Raw genomic sequence first — 20359 nt, forward strand, 5'->3', positions numbered from 1 at the left:
GCGTCTCAGCCCTGTGCGCGGGCGAAGTAGTGTGCCAGTGCCGCCAGGGTGAAGCCGTCGTCCAGCGTGCCGTCTTGCAGCAGCGCCGGCAGATCGTCCAAGGGCACGGCTTCGACAGCGAGTACCTCGCCGTCGGGGCTGCCAACCAGATCGGTGGAGGTCAGCTCGGCGAGATAAAGGTCGACGCAACTGGCCAGAATCGCCGAGTTGGGACGATAGCGACCAAGTCGTGTCAATTGCTCTGGTGTGGCGCGGTAACCGGTTTCTTCGTGCAGCTCTCGGCAGGCGCATTGCAGGCTGCTTTCGCCTGACTCGCCATAACCACGGGGTATTTCCAGCATGACCTGCTCGCCTTGGGCCGGGCGCTTCACGCGGACCAGCAGTGCCTTCCGTGCATCCACCACCGCGAGCACCGCCGCGCCGTTGTTTGCGCCACTTTCCTCAACCCAGTGAAAGCCCTCCTCCCGGACAACCTTGAACCAGGGGTTCTCGTAAACCGTGCTCATTTGATCTCCAGGCCCATGAAGCTGCGCATGCGCGGATACAACCCAAACCAGTTGCGGCGGGTCATATAGGACTCGCCGGTTTCCATCATCTTGTCCTCAAGATAGCCGAGTGCCTCGTCGGTGAGGAACTTGATTACCTCGCCTGCGCCCAGACTCGAGATGAAGTTGAACACCTTGATCGGGTACTGAACCAGTTCAATTTCCCTGCGCAGGGCCTTGAAGGCAATGCTGGAATCGAGCACCTGCTCGGGAACGCCCTGCAGAAACCGAATGTTGTCCTGCAAAAAGCCCTCGGACGCCTTGGCGAACAGTGAATTGTAGGCCGGGTCGATCAACTCGAAGCGCAGCGCCTCAAGCCCTGCCTGACCGCGCTCACGGAAAAACTGCTCGGCATACAGGTACCAGTCCGAGCGCGAATATTTGCTCAGCCCGCCGAGCCTGAACAGCTGGTAGTCGCCGTCATGCTCAAAGTAGCCGCCGGAGCCGGGCAGGGTGTCCAGGCGGCGCAAGACTTCCTGCTGCAGTGCCTCGCGGGGCACACTGACGTCGTCCAGCACCGGCTGCAGTTCGCTCAGCGCGGCCTGCAGTTTGCGCAGGCGCTCGGCCATGACCGTGCGCTGTTGCCGGTCCAGCTCCCCCTTGCGCGGGCGACCCGGCAGGCTGGACAGAATGAAGTTGTCGGGCAGGGCATCGTAGTACTCCTGCAACGTGGCGAAGCGCGACAGGCCGAAGCCGCGGATAACAAATTTGCCCTTGCCCTCTTCGTTGAGGTACTTGATCACGTTCATCTGGCCGAGGGCGTTGGCCAGCTCAAGGTTGTCGATCAGGGTGTTGGGTGGCAGCACCACGCCATCAGCAAAGGCCAGGCCGGTCAGAAAGCGTTTGCGCAACTCTTCGTGGCCGTGGGCGTGCACCGAGTCACAGTTGGCCAGCAGCAGTTTTTCCTTGAACAGCACGGTGTTCCATCTCCTCGGACAGTCGCGTGCCATCATAGCGACCTTTGTCTCCGGGAGCGATCTGGCTGCTGGCGCTTTTCAACTGTTTTTCAAACGCTTACATGCCGTTCATCCACTCTGTTGGCGGGTTGCGATGACGCGCATGCAGCGGCGCCAGCGCCTCGGCGTAATCGAGCAGCAGGTCCATGGCCCAGTCGGCGCGGGCGCGGATGCGCAGGTCGTCTTCGCTGGTCGGTTCGCCCGGATTCATGACCTGCTCCACGTTGCGCACGATCAGGTGCTCCGGCAGGTAGCAGATGCGACAGTTCTTGTAACTGGAGGCGTGCAGCTCGGCCAGTGGGTAGCTGCCGCCCTGGCCGCCGGAGACGCCGACCAGCAGCGCCGGTTTGTGCGCCAGTTCGGCGCGACCGGCGTACATGAACAGGTTTTTCAGTGCCGGGCTGGCCATGCCGTGCCATTCCGGGCTGATGACAACCAGCGCGTCGGCGCTGCGCAGGGTCGCAGAAATCGCCGGCCAGACGCCGTTGCTGTCAGCTTCGGGCCACAGCGGCAGTGGCTGCTGGCCGAGTTCGATGACACTGGTTTCGCAGTCCCTGGCTTGCAGGCTGGCGGCCAGCCAGTACGCCACCTTGGCGCTCTGGCTGTTTTGCTGGCTGGAACCGGCGATCAGGGCAATATGACGACTCATTGGCTTACCTCAGGATTGAGTTCGGGTGTGGCTTTGGCTTTGGGCTTGCGTACCAGCGGCCAGAACAGCTCCTGCGTCCAGCTGACCGGGCCGAGGTTCTCGATACCGTACTTCGGCGGACGGCGACGGGTGATCTTGGCGGTGCCAAACAGAATGTCCCAGAAGAACAGCAGGTTGCCGAAGTTGCCCTTGTAGTTGGTTACGCCATCCTCGGCACTCAGTCCGTGGTGAGCAGAGTGGGTGGAGGGGGTGGAGATGGTGCGCTCGACGACCCACATGACCGGCTTCAGCCACTTGATCTGATACAGCTTGGCGTCCCACGGCACGCTGCTGTGGGCGCCGTAGATAACGCACATCTTGAGAATCAGATACACAAAGTAGACGTGTGCCAGGCCCAGATAGATGAGGATGCCCGAGAACCAGATACCGGGCATCAGCAGGTAGTAGAAGCTGTTGTTGCGGTAGACGATGCGGATGCTCATGTACCTGGCCGAGTGGTGCGCTCGGTGCAGGTCATAGAGGAACGGCACCTTGTGTGCGAGGCGATGCTACCAGTACTGGGTCATGTCATCGAACAGCAGAAACAGGGCGAAGCCGGCCAGCCACGGAATCCCGCTCAGAGCACCTTTCCACTCGGGGGCCAGTGTGCCCATGATCGCGCCGCTGGCGAAGGTAATGAACGGAACGGTTACGCCGAGCAGCAGCGTTGAACCGATGATCTCGATCAGCGCGTCACGGCGCTGACCGGCCGGCTGGAAAAAGCGGCCGAGGATGAGTTCAAGCAGGACGAAGGAGAAAAAGATCCCGGCGACGATGACGGCGGGGTTCAGGCTTGTTGTTATTGTTTCCATGCTAACCTCTGCGGGCGGTTTGATTGACTCGACTTCCAGCCAATAAGAATCCAAATCGGATCGGTCCAACATGCGTGCAGAGGACAAAAACAGGGTTGAATCGGCCAAGGTGTCGATTCAGCGCTTTCATCACGGCCCACTTGGCAAGATCTTGCAGCGTTTCCTGCACGAGCGTGGCGACCGTGACGATTTCGATCTGGTGGCGCTTGAGCAGCTCTGGCACAGGGCGGCAGAGCATGATCCGGCCATTGGCCTGCATCTGTCCTCGCTGTTTACTCCGCAGGACTGGCATGTGCTGGCCTGCCTTGGCTTCTACGCAGCCAACCCGCAGCAGTCGCTGGACTGCTGGGTGCGCTACCAGTCACTGGCCTCGTCCATGGACTCGATCCGGTCGGTGAAGATCGACGGCATGACCGGGGTCAGCATTCGGGTGCATGCAGCAGCCGGGCTGGAGCGCTATCTGGTCGAGCACTACATGAATATGGCGGTAACCCAGATGCGAGCAGCGGCTCAGATCGCGCTGACGCCGGTACGGGTGTGTCTGCGTCACCGGAAACCGGACTATCACGAGGCCTATCGGCCGGTGCTGGGCGAGTGCGTGGAGTTTGCCGCTGCCGAGAATCAGTTGTGGTTTAGCGACGCGGACATGCAGCACGCCCATCCCGGTGCCAACCGGGCGATGTTTGAGCTGGTGTGTTGCGAGCTGGACCGACGCCTGGCGCAGCAGCAACAATTTGGCGGTACGGCCGGGCAGGTAGCGGCGCTGGTTCGTCGTGGCCTGCTGGGCGGGGTGCAGGTGTCGCTGGAAGAGGTCGCGCCGGCTTTGCATCTGAGCACTCGAACATTGCGCCGACGTCTTCAGGATCAGGGCCTGAATTTTCGTCAGTTGCTGGACCTGGTGCGCGCCGAACTGGATCAGTACCTGGCCCTGCAGGGGCTGACCCGGGCGCAGATTGCGGACCGGCTGGGTTATGGTGACACCGCCGCCTACCTGCATGCGCGCAAGCGTTGGCAGAAATGACGCCCGGCGCCACGGCAGACGGTTGCGCGGTGCAGTGCTCTGGCCGATACTCCATTACCTGCTAAATACTGTTAAAAACCAGAGCCCACAGTGAGCGACTCCAATCCCGGTCAAGTCATGACGCTAGACGAACTGGCCACCTATCTGAAGCTGCCCAAGTCCACCCTGTACAAACTGGTGCAGCAGGGCCGTGTACCTGGGCAGAAGCTTGGCAAGCAATGGCGTTTTGGTCGCGCTGCTATTGACCGCTGGCTGGATGCTGAGCAGCAAGTTGGAGATAACAAGTGAGCGTTTTTACACCTTACCAGAGCGCCTACTTTGCCTACTGGCTGACTCAGACTGACCGGCTGGAAAATCAGGTATCTCGCACCATGGCCGCTGCGCGGGTTGACTTAAATCCGCACCAGATCGCGGCTGCCTGTTTCGCACTCAAGTCGCCGCTGGCCAAGGGTGTGCTGCTGGCAGATGAGGTGGGCCTGGGCAAAACCATCGAGGCGAGTCTGGTCATTGCGCAAAAGTGGGCCGAGTGCAAAAGGCGTATTTTGCTGGTAACCCCGGCGTCGCTGCGCAAACAATGGAGTCAGGAGTTAGTCGACAAGTTTGAGCTGCCGTCCATCATCATCGACAGCAAGGTCGCGCGCGAGCAGCGCCAGCTGGGCCGCGTCAACCCTTTTGATCAGCCAGACCATATTGTCATTTGCTCCTACGAGTATGTGGCCGCGCAAAGAGATCGGGTAGGGCTGATCGATTGGCATCTGGTGGTGTTTGATGAAGCGCACAAGCTGCGCAACATCTATAACCCCAAAGGCGACAAACGCGCCAAGGACGTTGTGCGCGCCACTGCGCGCGCCGAATCGCGGGTGTTGCTGTCTGCCACGCCAATCCAGAACAACCTGATGGAGCTGTATGGTCTGGCCAGCGTGATCGACCCGCATTACTTTGGCGACGCCAAGTCTTTTCGCAGCCTGTACGTTAACCGGCAGAAAAACGGCGACGCACTGGATGACCTCAAGCAGCGCATTGAGCCGCTGTGCCACCGCACCCTGCGTAAACAGGTACAGCAGGAAGGCGGCATTAACTTCACCAATCGTTATGCCATTACGCAGGACTTCACCCCGAATGAAGCCGAGTGGGCGCTCTACCAGAAGGTCTCCAGCTACCTGCAACGGCCCGATTTGCAGGCCATTTCCCAGCAGGCGCGGCATCTGGTTAGCATTGGCCTGCGCAAGATTCTGGCCTCCTCCAGCTTTGCCATCGCCGAGACGCTCAAGGGTATGGTTGAACGGCTGCGCGACCAACAATTGCTGACCGAAGATAGCCTTGGCGATTTGGAGGAAGCTGACGACTGGCTAGATCAGTTTGGTCAGGTTGATGGCGACGCAGAGCCGCCGCCAGAGCAAGGCAAGCAGGCGCGTTTGGCCGAAGAGATTGCCCTGTTGAGCGAGTATCAGCAGCTGGCCGCCAGCATTACCGATAACGCCAAGGGCGACGCCTTAGTGGTGGTGTTAAAGCGCGCACTGGAGATGACCGAGAACCTGGGCGGCCAACGCAAGGCGGTGATCTTTACCGAATCCTGCCGCACCCAGCAGTACCTGGACCGTCACCTGCAGGCTCACGGTTATACCGGGCGCACCGTGTTGCTCAATGGCAGTAACAGCGACGCCAGCTCCAAACAGATTTATCAGGCCTGGCTACAGCGTCATGCCGGTAGTGGCCGCATCAGCGGCTCACGCCCAGCCGATATGAAGGCCGCGCTGGTTGAGCATTTCAAGAGCGACCAGGCCGACATTTTGATCTCCACCGAGGCGGGTGGGGAGGGTATCAACCTGCAGTTCTGCTCGGTACTTATCAACTACGACCTACCGTGGAGCCCGCAAAAGGTCGAGCAGCGCATTGGCCGTGTGCACCGTTACGGGCAAAAGCACGATGTGGTGGTGGTCAACTTCGTTAACCGCAAGAACCCCGCCGATCAGCGAGTGTTCCAATTGCTGAACGACAAGCTCAAGCTGTTTGAAGGGGTGTTTGGCGCCTCCGACGAGATTCTCGGCGCTATTGCCGACGATATCGACATTGAACGGCGTATCTACGATATCTATCAGCACTGCCGTACCGACGCCGAGATTGAGGCCCATTTCGACCAGCTGCAAAGCGACATGGAGGCGATTCTCCAGGTGCGTGAAGAGCATGCTCGGCAAACCCTGTTAAGTCATTTTGACCATGACGTCGTGGCCGCCCTGAAGAACACGCGCGACAGCAGCCAGGACTTCCTCTCCAGCCACGAGCAGGTGCTGCTGGACTTGGCCCGCGCCGAGCTGCCGGGGGCGCAGGTTGAACGTAATCATTTTGTCTATCAGGGGCAGCGCTTTGACCTCAGTTGGCCGTTGGTGCAGGCTAACGATTCCGAGTTTTTCCGCCTGCAAACCACCGAACATTATCTGGCCTGGGAGTTGGTTAAGCGCGCCAAGGCGCGTCCGCTACCTGATGCTCATCTGGTGTTTGACTACGCAGACCTCCAGGCTGGGCAGTTTGCTGCGCTGCGCCCTCTGATCGGTCACAGTGGGCTCTTGCAGCTGGTGCAATTGACCTTCACCTTTGCCAATACCCAGCGTCGGCACCTGCTGGCGCTTGCCGTCTCTGACAACGGTGAGGTGCTCAGCCGCGAAAATGCCGAGCACTTGCTGTGCGTGCCTGCCCGCATAGACAGCGCCCCGGTGCAGTTGGATACGCGGGTATTTCAGCCGCTATTGGAAGAGGCCGTGGCCGAGCAGCAGGCGCTTACCGAGCAGCAACTGGCAACCTACTTTGAGCAGGAGACGACCAAGCTCGAACGTTGGGCTGAAGATCGTCGCCAAGCGCTGTCGCTACGCGTGCAAGAGCTGGATGAAGAGATCAGAGCCTACAAGAAACAGGCTCGGCAGCTCGCCTCCACCGCTGAGAAGGTGCAGGCCAAAAAGGGCTTGCGCAGTCTGGAGCGTCAGCGCGATGACGCCCTGACCGAATACCACGAAGCAAGAAAGCAGATTGAACAGCAGGAAGATGCCTTGCTCGATGAGATCAGCGACAAGCTGGAGCTCGACACCCAAACCACCACCCTGTTCAGCATCCGCTGGACATTGACCGACCACTCGCAGGTAAGCGCATGACCAAAACGGACTTGGCCAGAGAGCTACTGTTTCATATCCGCCTGGGTGAAGACTCCAGCATCGAATTCAAGCAAGTGGTATGTGAGGGCCCGCGCATTATCGGCCCGCATAAGGACAAGATGGCGCTTGAGATTGCCGCCTTTGCCAACAGTCAGGGTGGGCGCATCGTGCTGGGTGTGGATGACAAAACCCGTGAGGTGCTGGGCATTGCTGACGAGCAAGTGGCCAGGGTGGAGGAGTGGGTGGTCACACTCAGCCAGCAGGCCATCAACCCGCCGGTGCCCCTGCACACACGTTTGCTGCAATTGCCGGATCGGGCGGGCATGGCGAAAACGGTTATTTATGTTGAGATTCCCCGCAGCATCATGGTGCACGCCAGCAATGGGCGCTATTACCAACGCGTTGGTTCCACCAAGCAAGAGATGAAACCCGAGGTGCTGATGCGCCTGTTTCAACAGCGCAGTCAGTCGCGGCTGATTCGCTTTGATGAAACCCTGGTACCCGCGACCACGCTGGATGACCTCGACCGCAGCTTATTGCAGCGTTTCCTGCGCGCCGACACCCCAGAAGCCGACCAATTGCGCAAGCTGCACCTGAGCGCTAGCGAGCACGGCCAGCTTGGCCTGTCTATCAGTGGCGTATTGCTGCTGACGCCAAACCCCACCCAGTGGCTCGGTAACGCCTATGTGCAGTGCGTGTGCTATAGCGGCACCGAGCGCGATGCTCATGACCAACTGGACGCCGCTGACTGCACCGGCCCGCTGGACCAGCAAATCAACGATGCCCTGGCCTTTGTGCGTAGAAACATGCGTCTGGCGGCCACAAAAACCATCGGCCGACAGGATCTGCCCCAATACGATCTGGGTGCGGTGTTTGAAGCCATTGTTAACGCCGTCGCGCACCGCGATTATTCCATGACCGGACGGCGCATTCGTTTGCACATGTTTGTCGACCGTCTGGAGCTGTACAGCCCCGGCGCCTTACCCAATAGCCTGAGCCTGGATGGTCTGATGGAAAACACCGTCACCCGTAATGAAACCATCGTCAACCTGCTCAGCCGTTACTACAACGCCCGCGAAGAAGCGGGGCGCCAGGCGCTGATTGAGCGCCGTGGTGAGGGCGTGCCCAAAATCATCAAAGCCAGCGAAGCGCTGAGTGGTAAACGACCGGAATATCGGCTGGTCGATGATGACGAGCTACTGCTGATCATCTATGCCGCCAGCAAGGATGTTCAGGACGAATGAGCATTGTCAAACAACTGCGCGCTATGCCAACGCCAGCATTGATTGCTCTGGTGGATGACCTGTATGGCCGTAATGCCGATATCGACAAGACCATCGAGAAGCACCTGGGGCAGCAGAGAGATGCACCGGAGCCGCTGCCGAATCTGCTGCCCTATTTGCAAAGGCAGGTCAGTCAGGTGACCAGCAGTCATGAGTTTATTGATTACCACATCGCCCCCAGTTTTGCTCAACGGCTTGAGCAATTGTTGGTGGATATCTGCGAGCTGGCCGACGCGGATGCGGACCAAGCGCTGGCATTGCTTGATCAGTTGCTGGAACGCCATAGCGATATGGTTGAGCGGGTCGATGACTCCGACGGTTGCTTGGGCGAGGTGCTGGGCACCGCGGTGGAATTCTGGCTAGAGGTTGCCAGCAACTTGCGCCGCCAGCAGCCGCAAGCCCGCGATTGGGTCGCCGCTGTCTGCGCCCTGTATGACAACAATGACTACGGTTGCTTTGATGACTTGCTGAGGTTCAGTCACACCCTGCTGACCCCGCAGGAACTGCACTCTCTGGCAGCCGGCTTTACCCAGACCGCCCGCAGCGCAATCGCCACCCACAAAGGTGATGATTACAATCACCAGGCCGCTGATGCCTGTATCGGCTTGCGTTCGGTCGCAGAGGCATTGGGGGACATCGATCTTTATGAGCAGGCAATCCTGCTCACTAACCCGCAGCCTAACCCACTGCAACTGCAACAGCTGGTCGAGTTTGCCCTGCGTATCAACGCTCTGGAGCAGGCTGAGCACTGGTTGCAGCGGCCCCAGTGGCAGGCTGATCTGCGCCGTAAGACGCAACTGCACAACCAATTGCTCAAGCTTCAGGGTAACCTAGACCAGCTCAAGCACAACCTGCTGCAGACATACCAGCAAAGCCCCAGCCTGTTTAATCTTGAAGCCTACTGGGAGTATGCCGACCCCGCTGAGCGGCAAGCTCTGAGCCAGCAGATCAAGCAGCAGCTCAGCGCTGAGAGTGACCCCAGTGCAACTATCCAGACGCTGCTGTTTATTGATGCGGTGGACTTGGCTGCCGAGCATCTGATTGCCCAGCATGCTCGCCTGCAAGGCTGCTGGTACGGCACGCTGCTCAATTGGCTGGAGCACTTTGAGATTGCCGGGCAAACGCTGGCCAGCATTGTTTGCTACCGACTGTTGCTAAACGACCTGCTCGACCGTGGTTACAGCAAGGCCTACCACCATGGCGCACGCTACTTTCGTGACCTCCTTGAGCTGGACAAGACGCAGCCCGATTACCGTGGCTTGGAGAACGCTCAGTGCTATATCGCCACTTTGCAAAGTAAGCACTGGCGCAAGCGCTCCTTCTGGGAGGCTGCCGGCCACCCGAACAAAGCCCTAGCCCGCTGATTGGCACCCGCCAACACGGAATACCTGCAATCACCTATGGACAAGGGCATGCCTAACATCCTGCATGGCGCCTCCCTTGATATCAGGTGATCGCTTGAATCCAACTTACCGCATCACCTTGCCGGCGGTTCTGGATCAGCAACTGGTATGCCGAGAGTGTTCAATTACTTGTGGATATCCTGCCGCTGTTGGCCTGTGAAGCAAGCTTTGCCCTCAAGGGTGGGACGGCTATCAATCTCTTTGAGCATTACTTGCCGCGCCTGTCGGTGGGTATTGACCTGACCTGACTGCCCACTGGCGACTATGAGGATGATTCGCGGGAGCTTAAGCCTGCCCTGGAGCAACTTGCCAAGGGGCTGGCGGACGCGTCATTGCGCCTGCGGGTGGAAACATCGGCTACGCGAAGCATCAGAAGGATAATGTGATTAATCGCCAGCCGATCTTTATGTCGGCAAGATGGCTACCGCGCTATCTCGACAGCGTCCGCGTGACGTGTTTGACCTCGGGGCCATGCTGCAAGACCATGCAGTCGGCGAGCAGCTATGGGGCACCTTTCTGGTGTATCTTACCTGCAGCCCAAAACCGGCTTGGAAATTGCCGGAGCCGATTGATCCGCCTGATTTTGACGCAATCATTGTGTCGCATTTCAATGGCATGAGCACACAACCCATCAGGGTTGGCGCCCAGCTGAAAAAACGCGAACGGCTTCTGGCATGCATGGCGTAGTGGCTGGATACCGACTCAATGGCCTTTATTGACTCCATGGAAAGCGAACGCCCCGAGTTTGCTCTGATCGGCTTGCCGCAGGCCCTGGCGCTACCCGCTGTACAGGGAAAGCTGCGCAACCTGCGGCGGCGTTCTGTGGCGAAGCACGCGGTGGATCGGCTACAGCATGATGAGATCCTGGCGCGGATAAAGTCGCGCTCTGACAGCTTGCCCGGAGGTAAGCCGACCCTATGAGTTTTCACGAACTGCAAGCACGCTTTCGTCGGCTGTACGGTGAAAGCGCTGCGTGGAAGCTGCTGCGGGCCGATAATGCGCCCTATGTCTTGGCGTTTATCGCCGACCTGTTCAGCGAGGAAGGTGAGGTGCCGTTCAGCCGTGCGCGAGTGCGGCTGGATGCCGAGATAGAGCGCTTGCGTGAATTGGGTCAGTGGCAGACCGAAACGCCGGCCGGTACCTACCTCAATCAGTGGATTGCCGCCGGCTGGCTGCGCGAGTTGGATGATCAACTGAGCAAGACCGATGCCTGCGAAACCGCGCTGCGTTTTAGTCGTAGCCTGGATGAGCGCAGTACCGGCACCAGCGCATCGCACCTGCGTATTGTGCAGGAAGCCGTGCGTGATCTGGCCGTGGCGATCAGCCCGAATGTGGATGAGCGCGTTACCTTGCTGGAGCAGCGTAAGGCGGAGCTGCAGCGCGAGATTGATGAGCTCAAGGCCGGCGTGGTGCGTGAGCTAAGCGAGCAGCAGCAGCGCGAGCGTATTCGCGAGGTCTACCAGTTGGCCTCGGTGCTGACCGGGGACTTTCGCCGGGTCGAGGATGAAATTCGCCAGTTGGATAAAGACCTGCGCGTGCAGTTGATTGAGGGCGGTAATACCCGGGGTGAGGTGTTGTTGTCGGTGATGGAGCGCGAAGCGCTGCTGGCGGCGACTGACGCGGGCAGCGCCTTCGAGGGCTTCTTCCAGCTGCTCTGTGATCACAACCGCTATACCGAATTGAGTGAGCAGTTGCGCAGTATTCTGGCGCGCCCCATCGCCCAGCAACTGACCGCCGCGCAGCAACAGTTTCTGGCGCAGTTGATGCGTGAACTGAGCCGTGAGAGCGAGCGTGTGTTTCAGGTACGGCGGCGCACAGAGGAAGGGCTGCGCGCGTACATTGAAAGCGGCGCAGCGAGTGAGAACCGCGCGGTAGAGCAATTGCTGGCGCAATTGGAGAAGGCCGCTGTGATCCTGCGGGATGGCGGTTGCAGCCTGCGCAGCGAGACTCGGCTCGATCTGCCTGTCGGTGCGCTGACGCTGTTCTCGCCAGACAGCCTGCGCTTGCGCAGCCCGGACGAGAAACTCGATACACGGGGTGTGCAGGCGCAGACCAATAGCCGTGAGCCAAGTGCGCAGATACTGCAGAGTCTGGAGTCGGTGCGCGTGCGCGAGGTGGCAGAAAAGGTGTATCTGGCGCTCTGCCAGCGCGGCCCACAGACCATCGCCGGGTTACTTAAGGTGTTGCCGGTTCAGGCCGGGCTGGAGGAGTTGGTGGCCTACGTGCGGGTGGCCAAGGCGGTCAATGCGGCCACCCTGGAGCGCAGCGAACAGGTCATCATTGTTGATCGCAGCGGCGCGCAGCTACGGGCAACTGTCCCGGCGCTGTTGCTGAGCGCGGAGTTGTTCCCGGACAATCTGGATGAATTGGTGCTGTAGGAGCAGGTATGGCAGAGCATGACGGCGAGGGCGGCGCGGATAACAGCTTTTTCAGTATGGTCAGTGGCGTGCCGCTGCAGCAGGCTCGGCCCGAGGCAGAGCAGGCTGGCAGCGCCGAGACCGATGAAGCAGAGATAAGCGAGAGCAGCGCCGAAGACACAGGTGATGGCGCCGAGATGCCCCATGAGGCGCGCCGGGTGCTGGTCTACCTGATGCGCCAGGGCGCTATTATCGCGGCGCAAAAGGGCAAGTTGTACGAGGCCCTGTGCCGTCACCATGGCGTGATTCGCCGCCATCTGGCCGAAGTGTATCTGCGTCTTGTGTTGGATGAGCGCGCGGGTCTGGGTTTTGTGGCTCGCTTTGATAGCGACGATGAAGCGAGCGATGAGTCAGACAGCGAAAACGACAACGACAGCACCGACTCTTTCGTTTCGCTGATCACCCGGCGCACCCTGTCGCTTTACGACACCCTGTTGCTGTTGGTACTGCGCCGCCATTATCAGGAGCGAGAGGCTGCCGGGGAGCAGAAAATTACCGTGGATATCGAGCGGCTGGAGTCCTATCTCACGCCCTTTTTGCCGCTGACCAACCACGCCAGCGCCGACCGCAGAAAGCTCAATGGCGCGGTGAAAAACATGAAAGACCGCAAACTGCTGGCGCCGCTGCGTGGCAGTGACGACCGCTTTGAAATCACCCCGCTGATTCGCTATGTAGTGGATGCCGCCTTCCTTGAAACCATGCTGGCCGAGTATCAGCGGCTGGCCGCGGAGGATGATATTGCGCTGCCGGCCCCACCGGTCAAGCCATCAAACACACTAGACCCCACTGTCAGCCAGGGTGACCTGCTGGGAGGCAATGACTGATGATGGATAACGCAACGAGCGCAGCGGAGCTGTTTCAGCATGGGCAGATTCGGCTCAGCGAGCTGACAGTCTACAACTGGGGCTCCTTTGACGGGCTGCACAGCGCCAGTATTGATCCCTTTGGCACTCTGATCACCGGGGACAATGGCGCCGGTAAGTCCACCTTCGTCGATGGCCTGATGGCGCTGCTGTTGCCCGCGGGCAAGGCGACCTTCAACGTGGCGGCAGCCCAGGGCGACCGCGCTGACCGCACCTTGCTGTCTTATATGCGCGGTAGCTTCGGCGCGGCCCATGAGGGTGCCGGAACGCGAGTAAAAAGCAAGCGGGACAAAGCAGTGGTAACCGGCCTGCGGGCGCTTTATCGCGCCGATGACGGCGCCGAAATTACTCTGGCGGCGCTCTTTTGGACCACACAGTCCAGCAACGCACTGAGTGATGTCAGTCGGGTGTATGTGGTGGCGAAGCGCAACTTGGCGCTTAAGGACATGCTTAATGCCTTTGGCGAGGGTAATGCCCGACAGCTCAAGCAGTGGTTGCGTGATGACCCGCGCATCACCTGTTGTGACGAACACTTTGCCGAGTACCAGGAGCTCTATCGCAAGCTGCTGCATATGGATAACCGCAATGCCCCGGCGCTGTTGTCACGGGCGCTGGGTCTGAAAAAGATTGATGACCTGACTCGCCTGATCCGCGAACTGGTGCTGGAACCCAGCGCCGTGCGTGAGGACGCGCGCGAGGTGGTCGACGAATTTGCTGATCTGGTGGCCATTCATGACCGTCTGAGCGATGCCCGCGCCCAGGTCGAGCACTTGCAGCGCTTGCCCGAACTCGCCGCCAGCATCCAGCGCGCGGAGCAGGCGCTGCAGCAGCTCTGGCTGGAAAAGCATGACCTGCGTAGCTACTTTGCCGAGGCGCAGGCCCAGCTCTGGGCCGAGCGCATTGCGGTCGTTGAGGCAGAGTTGGCTGACGTGACACGGCAGCTCGAGGCCGCACAGCGGGCCCTGGACGACGCCGCCCAGCAGGTCGAGCTGCGGCACGAGGCCTATCTGCAACACGGCGGTAATCAGGTCGAAGCGCTGCGCAAGGAGTTGGTGCATGCTGAAGCTCGCTTGAAGGATATTGCCCGCAAGGCGTCGCAGTATCAGCAGGACATGCGCGCGCTGGGTTTGCCGGAGGCTTTGCAGCAAAGCCGGTTTGTCGAAAACCAGCGCCAGGCTGGCAGCGCCTTGCAGGCCATCGACCAAAGCCGCGAAGACAGCCAGAACCGCTTTGCCGAGGCCAGTGGCCAGTTGAGTCAGGCGCAGCAGCAATTACGCGAGACGGTTGAGCAGATCCGCGAGATCGAGGCGCGGCCCAATTCCAATATCGAGCCGGCCTACCAGCGCTTGCGCGATGAGCTGGTAACGGCACTGGATTTGGACGCCGAGCAGCTGGTGTTTATCGGCGAACTGATCGATGTGAAAAATGAAGAAACGGCCTGGCAGGGCGCTATCGAGCGCGCCTTGGGCGGGCTGCGCACCACACTGCTGGTGCCGGCGCAGGGCTATTCGATGGTTACCCGCTGGCTGAATGCGCGGCACACCGGACTGCATGTGCGGGTACAGGTAGTGCGCGCGGCGGGCTCAGCTACGCCGCCGTCGTTCTGGGACGACGGTTTTTTGCGCAAGTTGGTCTGGCGTCAGCACCCCTACCGCGACTGGCTCAAGCAGCACCTGAGCCGGCATGACCTGCACTGTGTAGATAGCACCGAGGTGCTGGACGCCACGCCTTTTTCGACCACCCGCGAAGGTCTCGTGCAACGTGAACACGGCCGCTTCGAGAAAAAGGACCAGGCGCGGGTGGATGATCGCCGGCGCTGGTGTCTGGGGTTTTCCAATACCTCGCGGCTGGCGCTGCTCAATGGCGAGCGAACGCGTCTGCAGAGCAGTGTTGGCAACCTGGAGCGAGAAGTGGCAACGGCGCGCACGGCGATGGACGAGGTAACCGGCCGGCAGAGTTTGCTGGAGCGGGTGCGGAGTTATCACTGGGATGAGCTGGATGCGCCCTACTGGGAAGGGCGTCAGAGTGCACTTCGGACCGAGTTGCAGGCGCTGGAGTCCGCTGACGGCGACCTGGCCAAGGCCTTGGCGCGCTGGCAGCAGGCGAAGAGCGAGCATACCGTTTGCGGCCAACGGCTCGGTGACCTGCAACAGGCCAAGGGCAAGGTGCAGGGCCAGTTGGAAAGTGCGCAAAAGGCCCACACGCAGGCCGCCGAACTGGCCGCCGAGGGTGTTAGCGACCAGGGGCGTGCCTTGCTGGCGCAGCGCGTTGGTGTTGTCACCCTGGAGGACGGTGAGCGCCAGGCTGCCGTAGATCGCGAGCTGGACCGGTTAATCGATACCGAGCGTGGGCGCAAGGGCACCTCTGAGAATACCGCTAACGGCATCATGGGTGGCTTTCGCCTGAAAGATCAATGGGCGCCCTTGGTAGTCGACTGGCCGACCGGCCTCGCCGGGCTGGGCGACTTTCTTACGCACCTCCAGGCGTTGCAGCGTGAAGGCCTACCGGCGCTGGTGGAGCAGTTCCGTGAACGCCTGAACCGCCACGCGACCCAGTCGCTGGCGCGCATCCGCAACAAGCTGGACGCCGAGCGTGAGCAGATTCTGGAACGCATACAAACCATCAACGCAGTACTGCAGCGTACCGAGTTCAAGGTCGGCAGCTACCTGCGACTGGGCTCGCGGCGCGAGCAGTATCCGCATGTGCTGGACTTTCAGCGCAAGCTCAATCGGGCGCTCAGCCAGATCAACAGCGATGAGCACGAGCTGCGCTTTCAGTCGCTGTCCGAGGTAGTCGCCATCCTCGACAAGGCTAGCTCCACCGGCACCGCCGGCACCCTGGAAAGCCTGCGCCTGCTGGATCCGCGCTATCAGATGACCTTTTACGCCGAGGAGGTCGACAGCATCACCGAGGATGTGCGTGACGTGCTCAACTCCTCCAGCGGCAAGTCCGGTGGAGAGAAAGAATCCTTTGCCGGCATGGTGGTGGCGGCCAGTCTGGCTTATGTGCTGACGCCCGACGGCCATGATAAGCCGGTGTACTGCACGGTGTTTCTCGACGAGGCCTTCTCCAATACCGCCGAGTCGGTCAGCCGGCGCGTTCTGCGGGTTTTCCGGGAGCTGCACATTCACGTTAACCTGATTACGCCCTACAAGAACCTTAACCTCGCCAGAGAATCGGCCCGTTCACTGCTGATTGCCGAGCGCGACGCGGATAGCCACGAGAGCCACCTGTGCGAGCTGACCTGGGAGGAGATTGACCAGCGTATGGCGCAGGCGCGCCAAGCGCAGTTGCAGAACGAGGCGGCCGCGCTGGGTGTGCAGGTCGATGGCTGAGCCGCGCTGGGGGCTGTTACCTGCACAGGCCTTGGCGCTGCTGCAACGCCGTGAGTGGGACAACCGGCGGCGTCTCAAGGCGCGATTGACAGGTGAGTTACCGTTTCCCGCCAAGATTTCTCTGAGGCCGCCTAAAGGCTCGGCGGCACTGGGTGAGCTGGCGCATTTCAATGCTTTTGTGCAGGCGTGGCGTGACTTCGCCCCGCCGCACGCGGTGTGCTGGGGCAAGACGACCTATCGGCACTTGGGTAACCAGCCGGTGCCCACCCATCTGGTTGCACAGGACCCGGCCATGCTAGCCCGTTTGCTTGGCCCGGCGGCTGAGCAGGCCTTACAGGGTTGGCAGCAGCGCATCAGCCGCTGCCTGTCGGTGGCATGGCTGCAGGATGCTACGCTGCAACGCTCGATGTTTGCGCTGCTGGTCAGTCAACTGGAGGAGCTGGAGCGGCTGAGCGATAACGATCTGGAGCTGCTGCTTGCGCTACTGCCTCAGCTACGCCCCAGCATGGGCGGGGGCGCTTATTTGCGTGCCCTGCCGCTGGTGCAGGTGGACACCAAGTTTGTCGAGCAGCACCAGCGCCTTATCGAACTGATGCTGGATGTGCTGCAGCAGGGCGCGATCAGCGACGCAGGCGGGCTGTTGAGCTGGCTCAATTGTCAGGCCAATCCACGCGGCTGGCTGTGGGTGCGTCCGCTGTGCGAGTCCAGTCGCGCGGCGCTGGGCGGCCTACCGCTGCTTCAGTTGTCGACCGACACTCTGCTGACAACGGCGCTGCCCGCCGGTCGCATTCTGGTGGTAGAGAACGTGCAGTCCGGCCTGGGCTTGCCGGCGCTGGATGATTGCATTGCGGTGTTCGGCGGCGGCAAGAATCTGAGCTGGCTACAGGCCGAATGGTTGCAGAGCAAACAGGTGGCCTACTGGGGCGATATCGACTCTGAAGGCCTGACCATGCTTGCTGACGCCAGAAGCAAACTTCCGAATATCGAGCCGCTGCTGATGGACCAACAGACCCTGTTGCAGCATCAGGCGCGCATGGTGCCTGAGCCTGCCTCTGTTGTAGCTGAGCCGGCAGCGCTGACCGCTACCGAAGCGCAGCTGTTCCGCGATTTGCGTGCTGGCCGGTTTGGTTTTGCAAGGCTGGAACAGGAGCGTCTTGCGCCGGACTGGGTGCATGCAGCACTCACTGCCTGGTCAGAGTGACTCTTGTGCCGCGGCTAGCAGCGCCTGAAACAGGCGTCTCTGACGGGGCAGGAACAGCAGAAACTCCGGGTGCCACTGCACGCCGATAACAAAGCTGCGCCCCGGCGCCTCGATGGCCTGGGGAATCTGGTCCAGATCCCGGGCGCTGATGACCAGGCCATCACCCACCCGATTGATCGCCTGGTTGTGCAGGCTGTTGATCCGAGCCCGCTGGCGGCCCAGCAGGCGTGCCAGATGGCTGTCCGGCTCCACGCAGAGCGTTTTCAGCGGCAGCACGGTACGTCGATGCGAGGTCAGCTTGCGTCGTGAGCGCAGGTCCTGAAACAGGTTGCCGCCGCAGCGCACGTTGAGCAGCTGTGCGCCGCGGCAGATGCCCAGCAGCGGCAGCCCGTGGCTGAGGGCATGGTCGATGACGGCGGACTCGAGGCGGTCCCGGGCGCCGTCGTAGCGTGGCTTGACCTCGGGCTCGGCGGCGTAGAGTACCGGGTCAATGTCGTGCCCGCCGGTAATGACCACGCCCTGATAGCGTTGTGCGCGCTCTTCGTCGCCAGGCCTGAGCTGCAGCGGGATGCCGCCATAGCGGCGTATCGCCCAGGCCACCAGAAAGCGTGGCCCTGTGGCGCCGCGGTCTGGGCCGGTGATGGCGATCACGGGCTTCTTCATGCCGTATCCTTTTGCAGCCAGTCACGTTCCAGCTGCCGTGGCCAGCTGTCCAGCAGTCGGCCCAGCCCCTGTTGTTGCCACTGCTGATAGGCCTTGCAGCAGCCTTGCAGGCGCTCATGATCGGCGGCCAGTTTCTCGACCTCGAGCCAGTCGTTCCAGGCCTCGGTCATATCCCAGTCGGGCTCATCAATGCGGCAGTCCGGCAGCCGGTAGTGAAAGGTCGGCCTGGCCTTGATCAGCGGGTCCTGGGTGCAGGCGAGCACCCGTTCCTCGTCCAGATGCCGAAACAGTGGCAGCATATCCAGCGCACGGTTGCGGGTCGGGTTGTGCTTCAGGTAGTCGTCTATCAACTGGGCCTGGTCGGGCCAGTAGTCGGGGTCGGTAACCAGGCTGACGTAATCGGCCGGGAACGGATCAACGTAGGTCGTGATACGGCGCGTCAGGTTTACTTGCGCCCGCTCGTTCATCCAGTCGTAGAGACACAGAAAGGCCTTCAGATAGGCACACAGGGTGCGGCTGTCGGCGTCCGGAATTTCCGGATTGAACTGCATGCCGAAGGCGTTGGTAAGGCGGTCGCTGGTGCCCTTGGCTCCTGCCTCGCGCAGCTGGTGGATCAGCTCGTTGATCTCGTCCAGGCGGTCCAGCGGCAACGGCGGGCTAACCAGCTCGACCGGCACCAGCGATTCAGCCATCCAGATCAGGGCATCCTCGGCCGAACCGAGAAGTTCTGCCGACTCGTCACCCTGCGGTCGCGGCTCACGGCCGATTTTCTTGATCCACTGCGAGTCCAGCTCAACCACCCAGTCGCCAGCCGGGTCACCGGTCAGGCGTCGCTCGCAGCGGCCTGGCTGTTCGATTCGATAGCCGCCTCTGGCAGCGACCAGCGTGCTCAACCGGTCCAGATCGATGCCGTTCATCTCCAGCTCAACGCCGACGCGACGCTGCGCTCCCTCTGCGGTCTGCTGTCTTGGGGGCATGACCAGTGCGGGGGGACTGTCATCCATGGCGTACTCCTTTGCGTTGCTCAGCGGTGGCGACAGGGCGTTTGCGCTGAACTGGTGTAGTATTCTCGTCGTTGGTTCTCTTGTATCCACTCTCACAGGTATGACATGAGCAAGCTTTCCGAGTTTCGCGCCGCCGAGCGTCAATTGGCCGCCCAGCTGGCCCAGCTGGAAAAGATGAAGCAGGACTCCGGGTTGCAGCAGGAGCTGGCCTTTAACGATGCCCTGCGGGCACTCATGGATGAGTATGGCCTGTCCAACCGTCAGGTGCTGGCGATTCTGAGGTCCGCACCGGGCAACTGAGGTGGTGGCCAGCACCGAACCGAAGAAACATGCCGAGCCGCCCGGCAAGCGGGCGCTGCTTGATGCCGCCGAGCGCCTGGCCGCCAGCAGCCGGTGTGTGACCAGTCTGGGGTTGCGCGAACTTGCCCGTGAGGCGGGTCTCAATCCCAATACCTTCTACCGTCACTTCCGTGATATGGAAGACCTCGGCCTGCAGTTGCTGAGACAGTCCAAAAGCGAGTTGCGCTCGGCGCTGCGAGCCCTGCGTCGTCAGGCAGCGACCGAGGTCGAGCAGGGTACCGGCGAGCCGGGCGTAAGCAAGGGGCGCGCTGTGTGTCGGCAGACGCTGCGACTGTATTTCGATTACGTGCACACCCATCGCGATCGGGTGCTGATCGCCCTGCGCGAACTGCATGGGCCCTCGGCGTTGCTGCGCGAGGAGTTGCGTCGGCAGATGGACGAGTTTGCCGACGATATGGCCGAGGATATTCGCGAGCTGCGGCTGATTCCTGAGCGGGTCAGTCCGGCGCAGCTGCGCCGGGTTGCTGGCATGGTCAACCGCAACATGCTCTATCAGTCGCTTGATTATCTGGGTGACCCTGCGCGCCGTAGCGACATTCTTGCGCTGGCAGAGGAGCAGGTACTGATGCTGTTCCGTGGTGCCGTCAGCCTGCTTGACCAGGGTGAATTGCGCCCCTGAACAGGCTGTTGATTGTCCCGCCGATTTCACTAATTCCTGTCAACTG

Annotated in this window: 19 protein-coding genes and 1 pseudogene; 14 read left to right on the plus strand and 6 right to left on the minus strand. The window is 60.9% G+C overall.

Annotated elements, in window-relative coordinates; genetic code table 11:
- Nucleotides 1-5: 5 nt before the first annotated feature.
- From AC13EY_RS10330 to AC13EY_RS10345, 4 genes and pseudogenes are all read right to left on the minus strand, one after another.
- On the minus strand, nucleotides 6-506 hold the full coding sequence (locus AC13EY_RS10330; protein WP_228246964.1) for an NUDIX hydrolase: 501 nt from the start codon (nucleotides 504-506) through the stop codon (nucleotides 6-8).
- Nucleotides 503-1462, minus strand: coding sequence for a hypothetical protein (locus AC13EY_RS10335; protein WP_228246965.1), 960 nt, complete (start codon nucleotides 1460-1462; stop codon nucleotides 503-505). Before AC13EY_RS10335 ends, AC13EY_RS10330 begins: the two co-directional genes overlap by 4 nt.
- 97 nt (nucleotides 1463-1559) lie before the next feature.
- The gene (locus AC13EY_RS10340; protein WP_228246966.1) at nucleotides 1560-2150 is read right to left on the minus strand and encodes an NADPH-dependent FMN reductase; all 591 of its coding nucleotides are present in this window, start codon (nucleotides 2148-2150) and stop codon (nucleotides 1560-1562) included.
- Nucleotides 2147-3001: pseudogene (locus tag AC13EY_RS10345) on the minus strand (sterol desaturase family protein). The gene AC13EY_RS10340 and the pseudogene AC13EY_RS10345 overlap by 4 nt, the downstream one beginning before the upstream one ends.
- Nucleotides 3002-3071: 70 nt before the next feature.
- Between AC13EY_RS10345 and AC13EY_RS10350 the strand changes: the two are divergent.
- The 12 genes from AC13EY_RS10350 to AC13EY_RS10405 all read left to right on the plus strand — a co-directional run bounded on the left by AC13EY_RS10350 (nucleotide 3072) and on the right by AC13EY_RS10405 (nucleotide 17667).
- Entirely contained in the window at nucleotides 3072-4022 is a 951-nt protein-coding gene (locus AC13EY_RS10350; RefSeq protein ID WP_228246967.1) for an AraC family transcriptional regulator ligand-binding domain-containing protein, read from the plus strand.
- Between the two features lie 90 nt (nucleotides 4023-4112).
- Entirely contained in the window at nucleotides 4113-4310 is a 198-nt protein-coding gene (locus tag AC13EY_RS10355) for a helix-turn-helix domain-containing protein (RefSeq protein WP_228246968.1), read from the plus strand.
- On the plus strand, nucleotides 4307-7165 hold the full coding sequence (locus AC13EY_RS10360; protein WP_228246969.1) for a DEAD/DEAH box helicase: 2859 nt from the start codon (nucleotides 4307-4309) through the stop codon (nucleotides 7163-7165). The genes AC13EY_RS10355 and AC13EY_RS10360 overlap by 4 nt, the downstream gene beginning before the upstream one ends.
- Nucleotides 7162-8409: an RNA-binding domain-containing protein gene (locus AC13EY_RS10365; protein WP_228246970.1), complete on the plus strand. Its 1248-nt coding sequence runs from the start codon at nucleotides 7162-7164 to the stop codon at nucleotides 8407-8409. The genes AC13EY_RS10360 and AC13EY_RS10365 overlap by 4 nt, the downstream gene beginning before the upstream one ends.
- On the plus strand, nucleotides 8406-9812 hold the full coding sequence (locus AC13EY_RS10370) for a DUF6880 family protein (protein WP_228246971.1): 1407 nt from the start codon (nucleotides 8406-8408) through the stop codon (nucleotides 9810-9812). The genes AC13EY_RS10365 and AC13EY_RS10370 overlap by 4 nt, the downstream gene beginning before the upstream one ends.
- Before the next feature lie 170 nt (nucleotides 9813-9982).
- Entirely contained in the window at nucleotides 9983-10099 is a 117-nt protein-coding gene (locus AC13EY_RS10375; protein ID WP_228246972.1) for a nucleotidyl transferase AbiEii/AbiGii toxin family protein, read from the plus strand.
- 169 nt (nucleotides 10100-10268) lie between these two features.
- A complete protein-coding gene (locus AC13EY_RS10380) occupies nucleotides 10269-10538 on the plus strand; it encodes a hypothetical protein (RefSeq protein ID WP_245841414.1) in 270 nt (89 codons plus the stop codon).
- An 18-nt stretch (nucleotides 10539-10556) separates the two neighbouring features.
- Nucleotides 10557-10772 carry a hypothetical protein gene (locus AC13EY_RS10385; RefSeq protein ID WP_228246973.1) on the plus strand — a complete coding sequence of 72 codons (216 nt, stop codon included), beginning with the start codon at nucleotides 10557-10559 and terminating at the stop codon, nucleotides 10770-10772.
- Complete coding sequence (locus tag AC13EY_RS10390; protein WP_228246974.1) at nucleotides 10769-12229, plus strand: DUF3375 domain-containing protein; 1461 nt, start codon at nucleotides 10769-10771, stop codon at nucleotides 12227-12229. Before AC13EY_RS10385 ends, AC13EY_RS10390 begins: the two co-directional genes overlap by 4 nt.
- An 8-nt stretch (nucleotides 12230-12237) precedes the next feature.
- Nucleotides 12238-13092 carry a DUF4194 domain-containing protein gene (locus AC13EY_RS10395; RefSeq protein ID WP_228246975.1) on the plus strand — a complete coding sequence of 285 codons (855 nt, stop codon included), beginning with the start codon at nucleotides 12238-12240 and terminating at the stop codon, nucleotides 13090-13092.
- A gap of 2 nt (nucleotides 13093-13094) precedes the next feature.
- Entirely contained in the window at nucleotides 13095-16466 is a 3372-nt protein-coding gene (locus AC13EY_RS10400) for an ATP-binding protein (RefSeq protein ID WP_228246976.1), read from the plus strand.
- Nucleotides 16459-17667 (plus strand): Wadjet anti-phage system protein JetD domain-containing protein, encoded by a 1209-nt coding sequence (locus tag AC13EY_RS10405; RefSeq protein WP_228246977.1) that lies wholly within the window; start codon nucleotides 16459-16461, stop codon nucleotides 17665-17667. Before AC13EY_RS10400 ends, AC13EY_RS10405 begins: the two co-directional genes overlap by 8 nt.
- Here AC13EY_RS10405 and AC13EY_RS10410 read toward each other — a convergent pair.
- Nucleotides 17659-18330 (minus strand): gamma-glutamyl-gamma-aminobutyrate hydrolase family protein, encoded by a 672-nt coding sequence (locus tag AC13EY_RS10410; protein ID WP_228246978.1) that lies wholly within the window; start codon nucleotides 18328-18330, stop codon nucleotides 17659-17661. The genes AC13EY_RS10405 and AC13EY_RS10410 overlap by 9 nt on opposite strands.
- A complete protein-coding gene (locus AC13EY_RS10415) occupies nucleotides 18327-19334 on the minus strand; it encodes an amidoligase family protein (protein WP_228246979.1) in 1008 nt (335 codons plus the stop codon). The genes AC13EY_RS10410 and AC13EY_RS10415 overlap by 4 nt, the downstream gene beginning before the upstream one ends.
- Before the next feature lie 105 nt (nucleotides 19335-19439).
- Here AC13EY_RS10415 and AC13EY_RS10420 point away from each other — a divergent pair, with 105 nt between their 5' ends.
- Together AC13EY_RS10420 and AC13EY_RS10425 are read left to right on the plus strand one after the other, a co-directional pair.
- On the plus strand, nucleotides 19440-19634 hold the full coding sequence (locus AC13EY_RS10420) for a hypothetical protein (protein ID WP_088277286.1): 195 nt from the start codon (nucleotides 19440-19442) through the stop codon (nucleotides 19632-19634).
- A 4-nt stretch (nucleotides 19635-19638) separates the two neighbouring features.
- On the plus strand, nucleotides 19639-20313 hold the full coding sequence (locus AC13EY_RS10425) for a TetR family transcriptional regulator (RefSeq protein ID WP_228246980.1): 675 nt from the start codon (nucleotides 19639-19641) through the stop codon (nucleotides 20311-20313).
- Nucleotides 20314-20359 lie beyond the last annotated feature (46 nt).

Source organism: Halopseudomonas sp. L-58, assembly GCF_056859475.1.

What these genes read in the sequence shown, in the direction of transcription:
- AC13EY_RS10380 (WP_245841414.1), top strand. Translation starts at nt 10,269, where the DNA reads ATGGCTACCGCGCTATCTCGACAGCGTCCGCGTGACGTGTTTGACCTC.
- AC13EY_RS10350 (WP_228246967.1), top strand. Translation starts at nt 3,072, where the DNA reads ATGCGTGCAGAGGACAAAAACAGGGTTGAATCGGCCAAGGTGTCGATT.
- AC13EY_RS10395 (WP_228246975.1), top strand. Translation starts at nt 12,238, where the DNA reads ATGGCAGAGCATGACGGCGAGGGCGGCGCGGATAACAGCTTTTTCAGT.
- AC13EY_RS10340 (WP_228246966.1), bottom strand. Translation starts at nt 2,150, where the DNA reads ATGAGTCGTCATATTGCCCTGATCGCCGGTTCCAGCCAGCAAAACAGC.
- AC13EY_RS10400 (WP_228246976.1), top strand. Translation starts at nt 13,095, where the DNA reads ATGGATAACGCAACGAGCGCAGCGGAGCTGTTTCAGCATGGGCAGATT.
- AC13EY_RS10410 (WP_228246978.1), bottom strand. Translation starts at nt 18,330, where the DNA reads ATGAAGAAGCCCGTGATCGCCATCACCGGCCCAGACCGCGGCGCCACA.
- AC13EY_RS10415 (WP_228246979.1), bottom strand. Translation starts at nt 19,334, where the DNA reads ATGGATGACAGTCCCCCCGCACTGGTCATGCCCCCAAGACAGCAGACC.
- AC13EY_RS10365 (WP_228246970.1), top strand. Translation starts at nt 7,162, where the DNA reads ATGACCAAAACGGACTTGGCCAGAGAGCTACTGTTTCATATCCGCCTG.
- AC13EY_RS10330 (WP_228246964.1), bottom strand. Translation starts at nt 506, where the DNA reads ATGAGCACGGTTTACGAGAACCCCTGGTTCAAGGTTGTCCGGGAGGAG.
- AC13EY_RS10385 (WP_228246973.1), top strand. Translation starts at nt 10,557, where the DNA reads ATGGCCTTTATTGACTCCATGGAAAGCGAACGCCCCGAGTTTGCTCTG.
- AC13EY_RS10405 (WP_228246977.1), top strand. Translation starts at nt 16,459, where the DNA reads ATGGCTGAGCCGCGCTGGGGGCTGTTACCTGCACAGGCCTTGGCGCTG.
- AC13EY_RS10390 (WP_228246974.1), top strand. Translation starts at nt 10,769, where the DNA reads ATGAGTTTTCACGAACTGCAAGCACGCTTTCGTCGGCTGTACGGTGAA.
- AC13EY_RS10420 (WP_088277286.1), top strand. Translation starts at nt 19,440, where the DNA reads ATGAGCAAGCTTTCCGAGTTTCGCGCCGCCGAGCGTCAATTGGCCGCC.
- AC13EY_RS10370 (WP_228246971.1), top strand. Translation starts at nt 8,406, where the DNA reads ATGAGCATTGTCAAACAACTGCGCGCTATGCCAACGCCAGCATTGATT.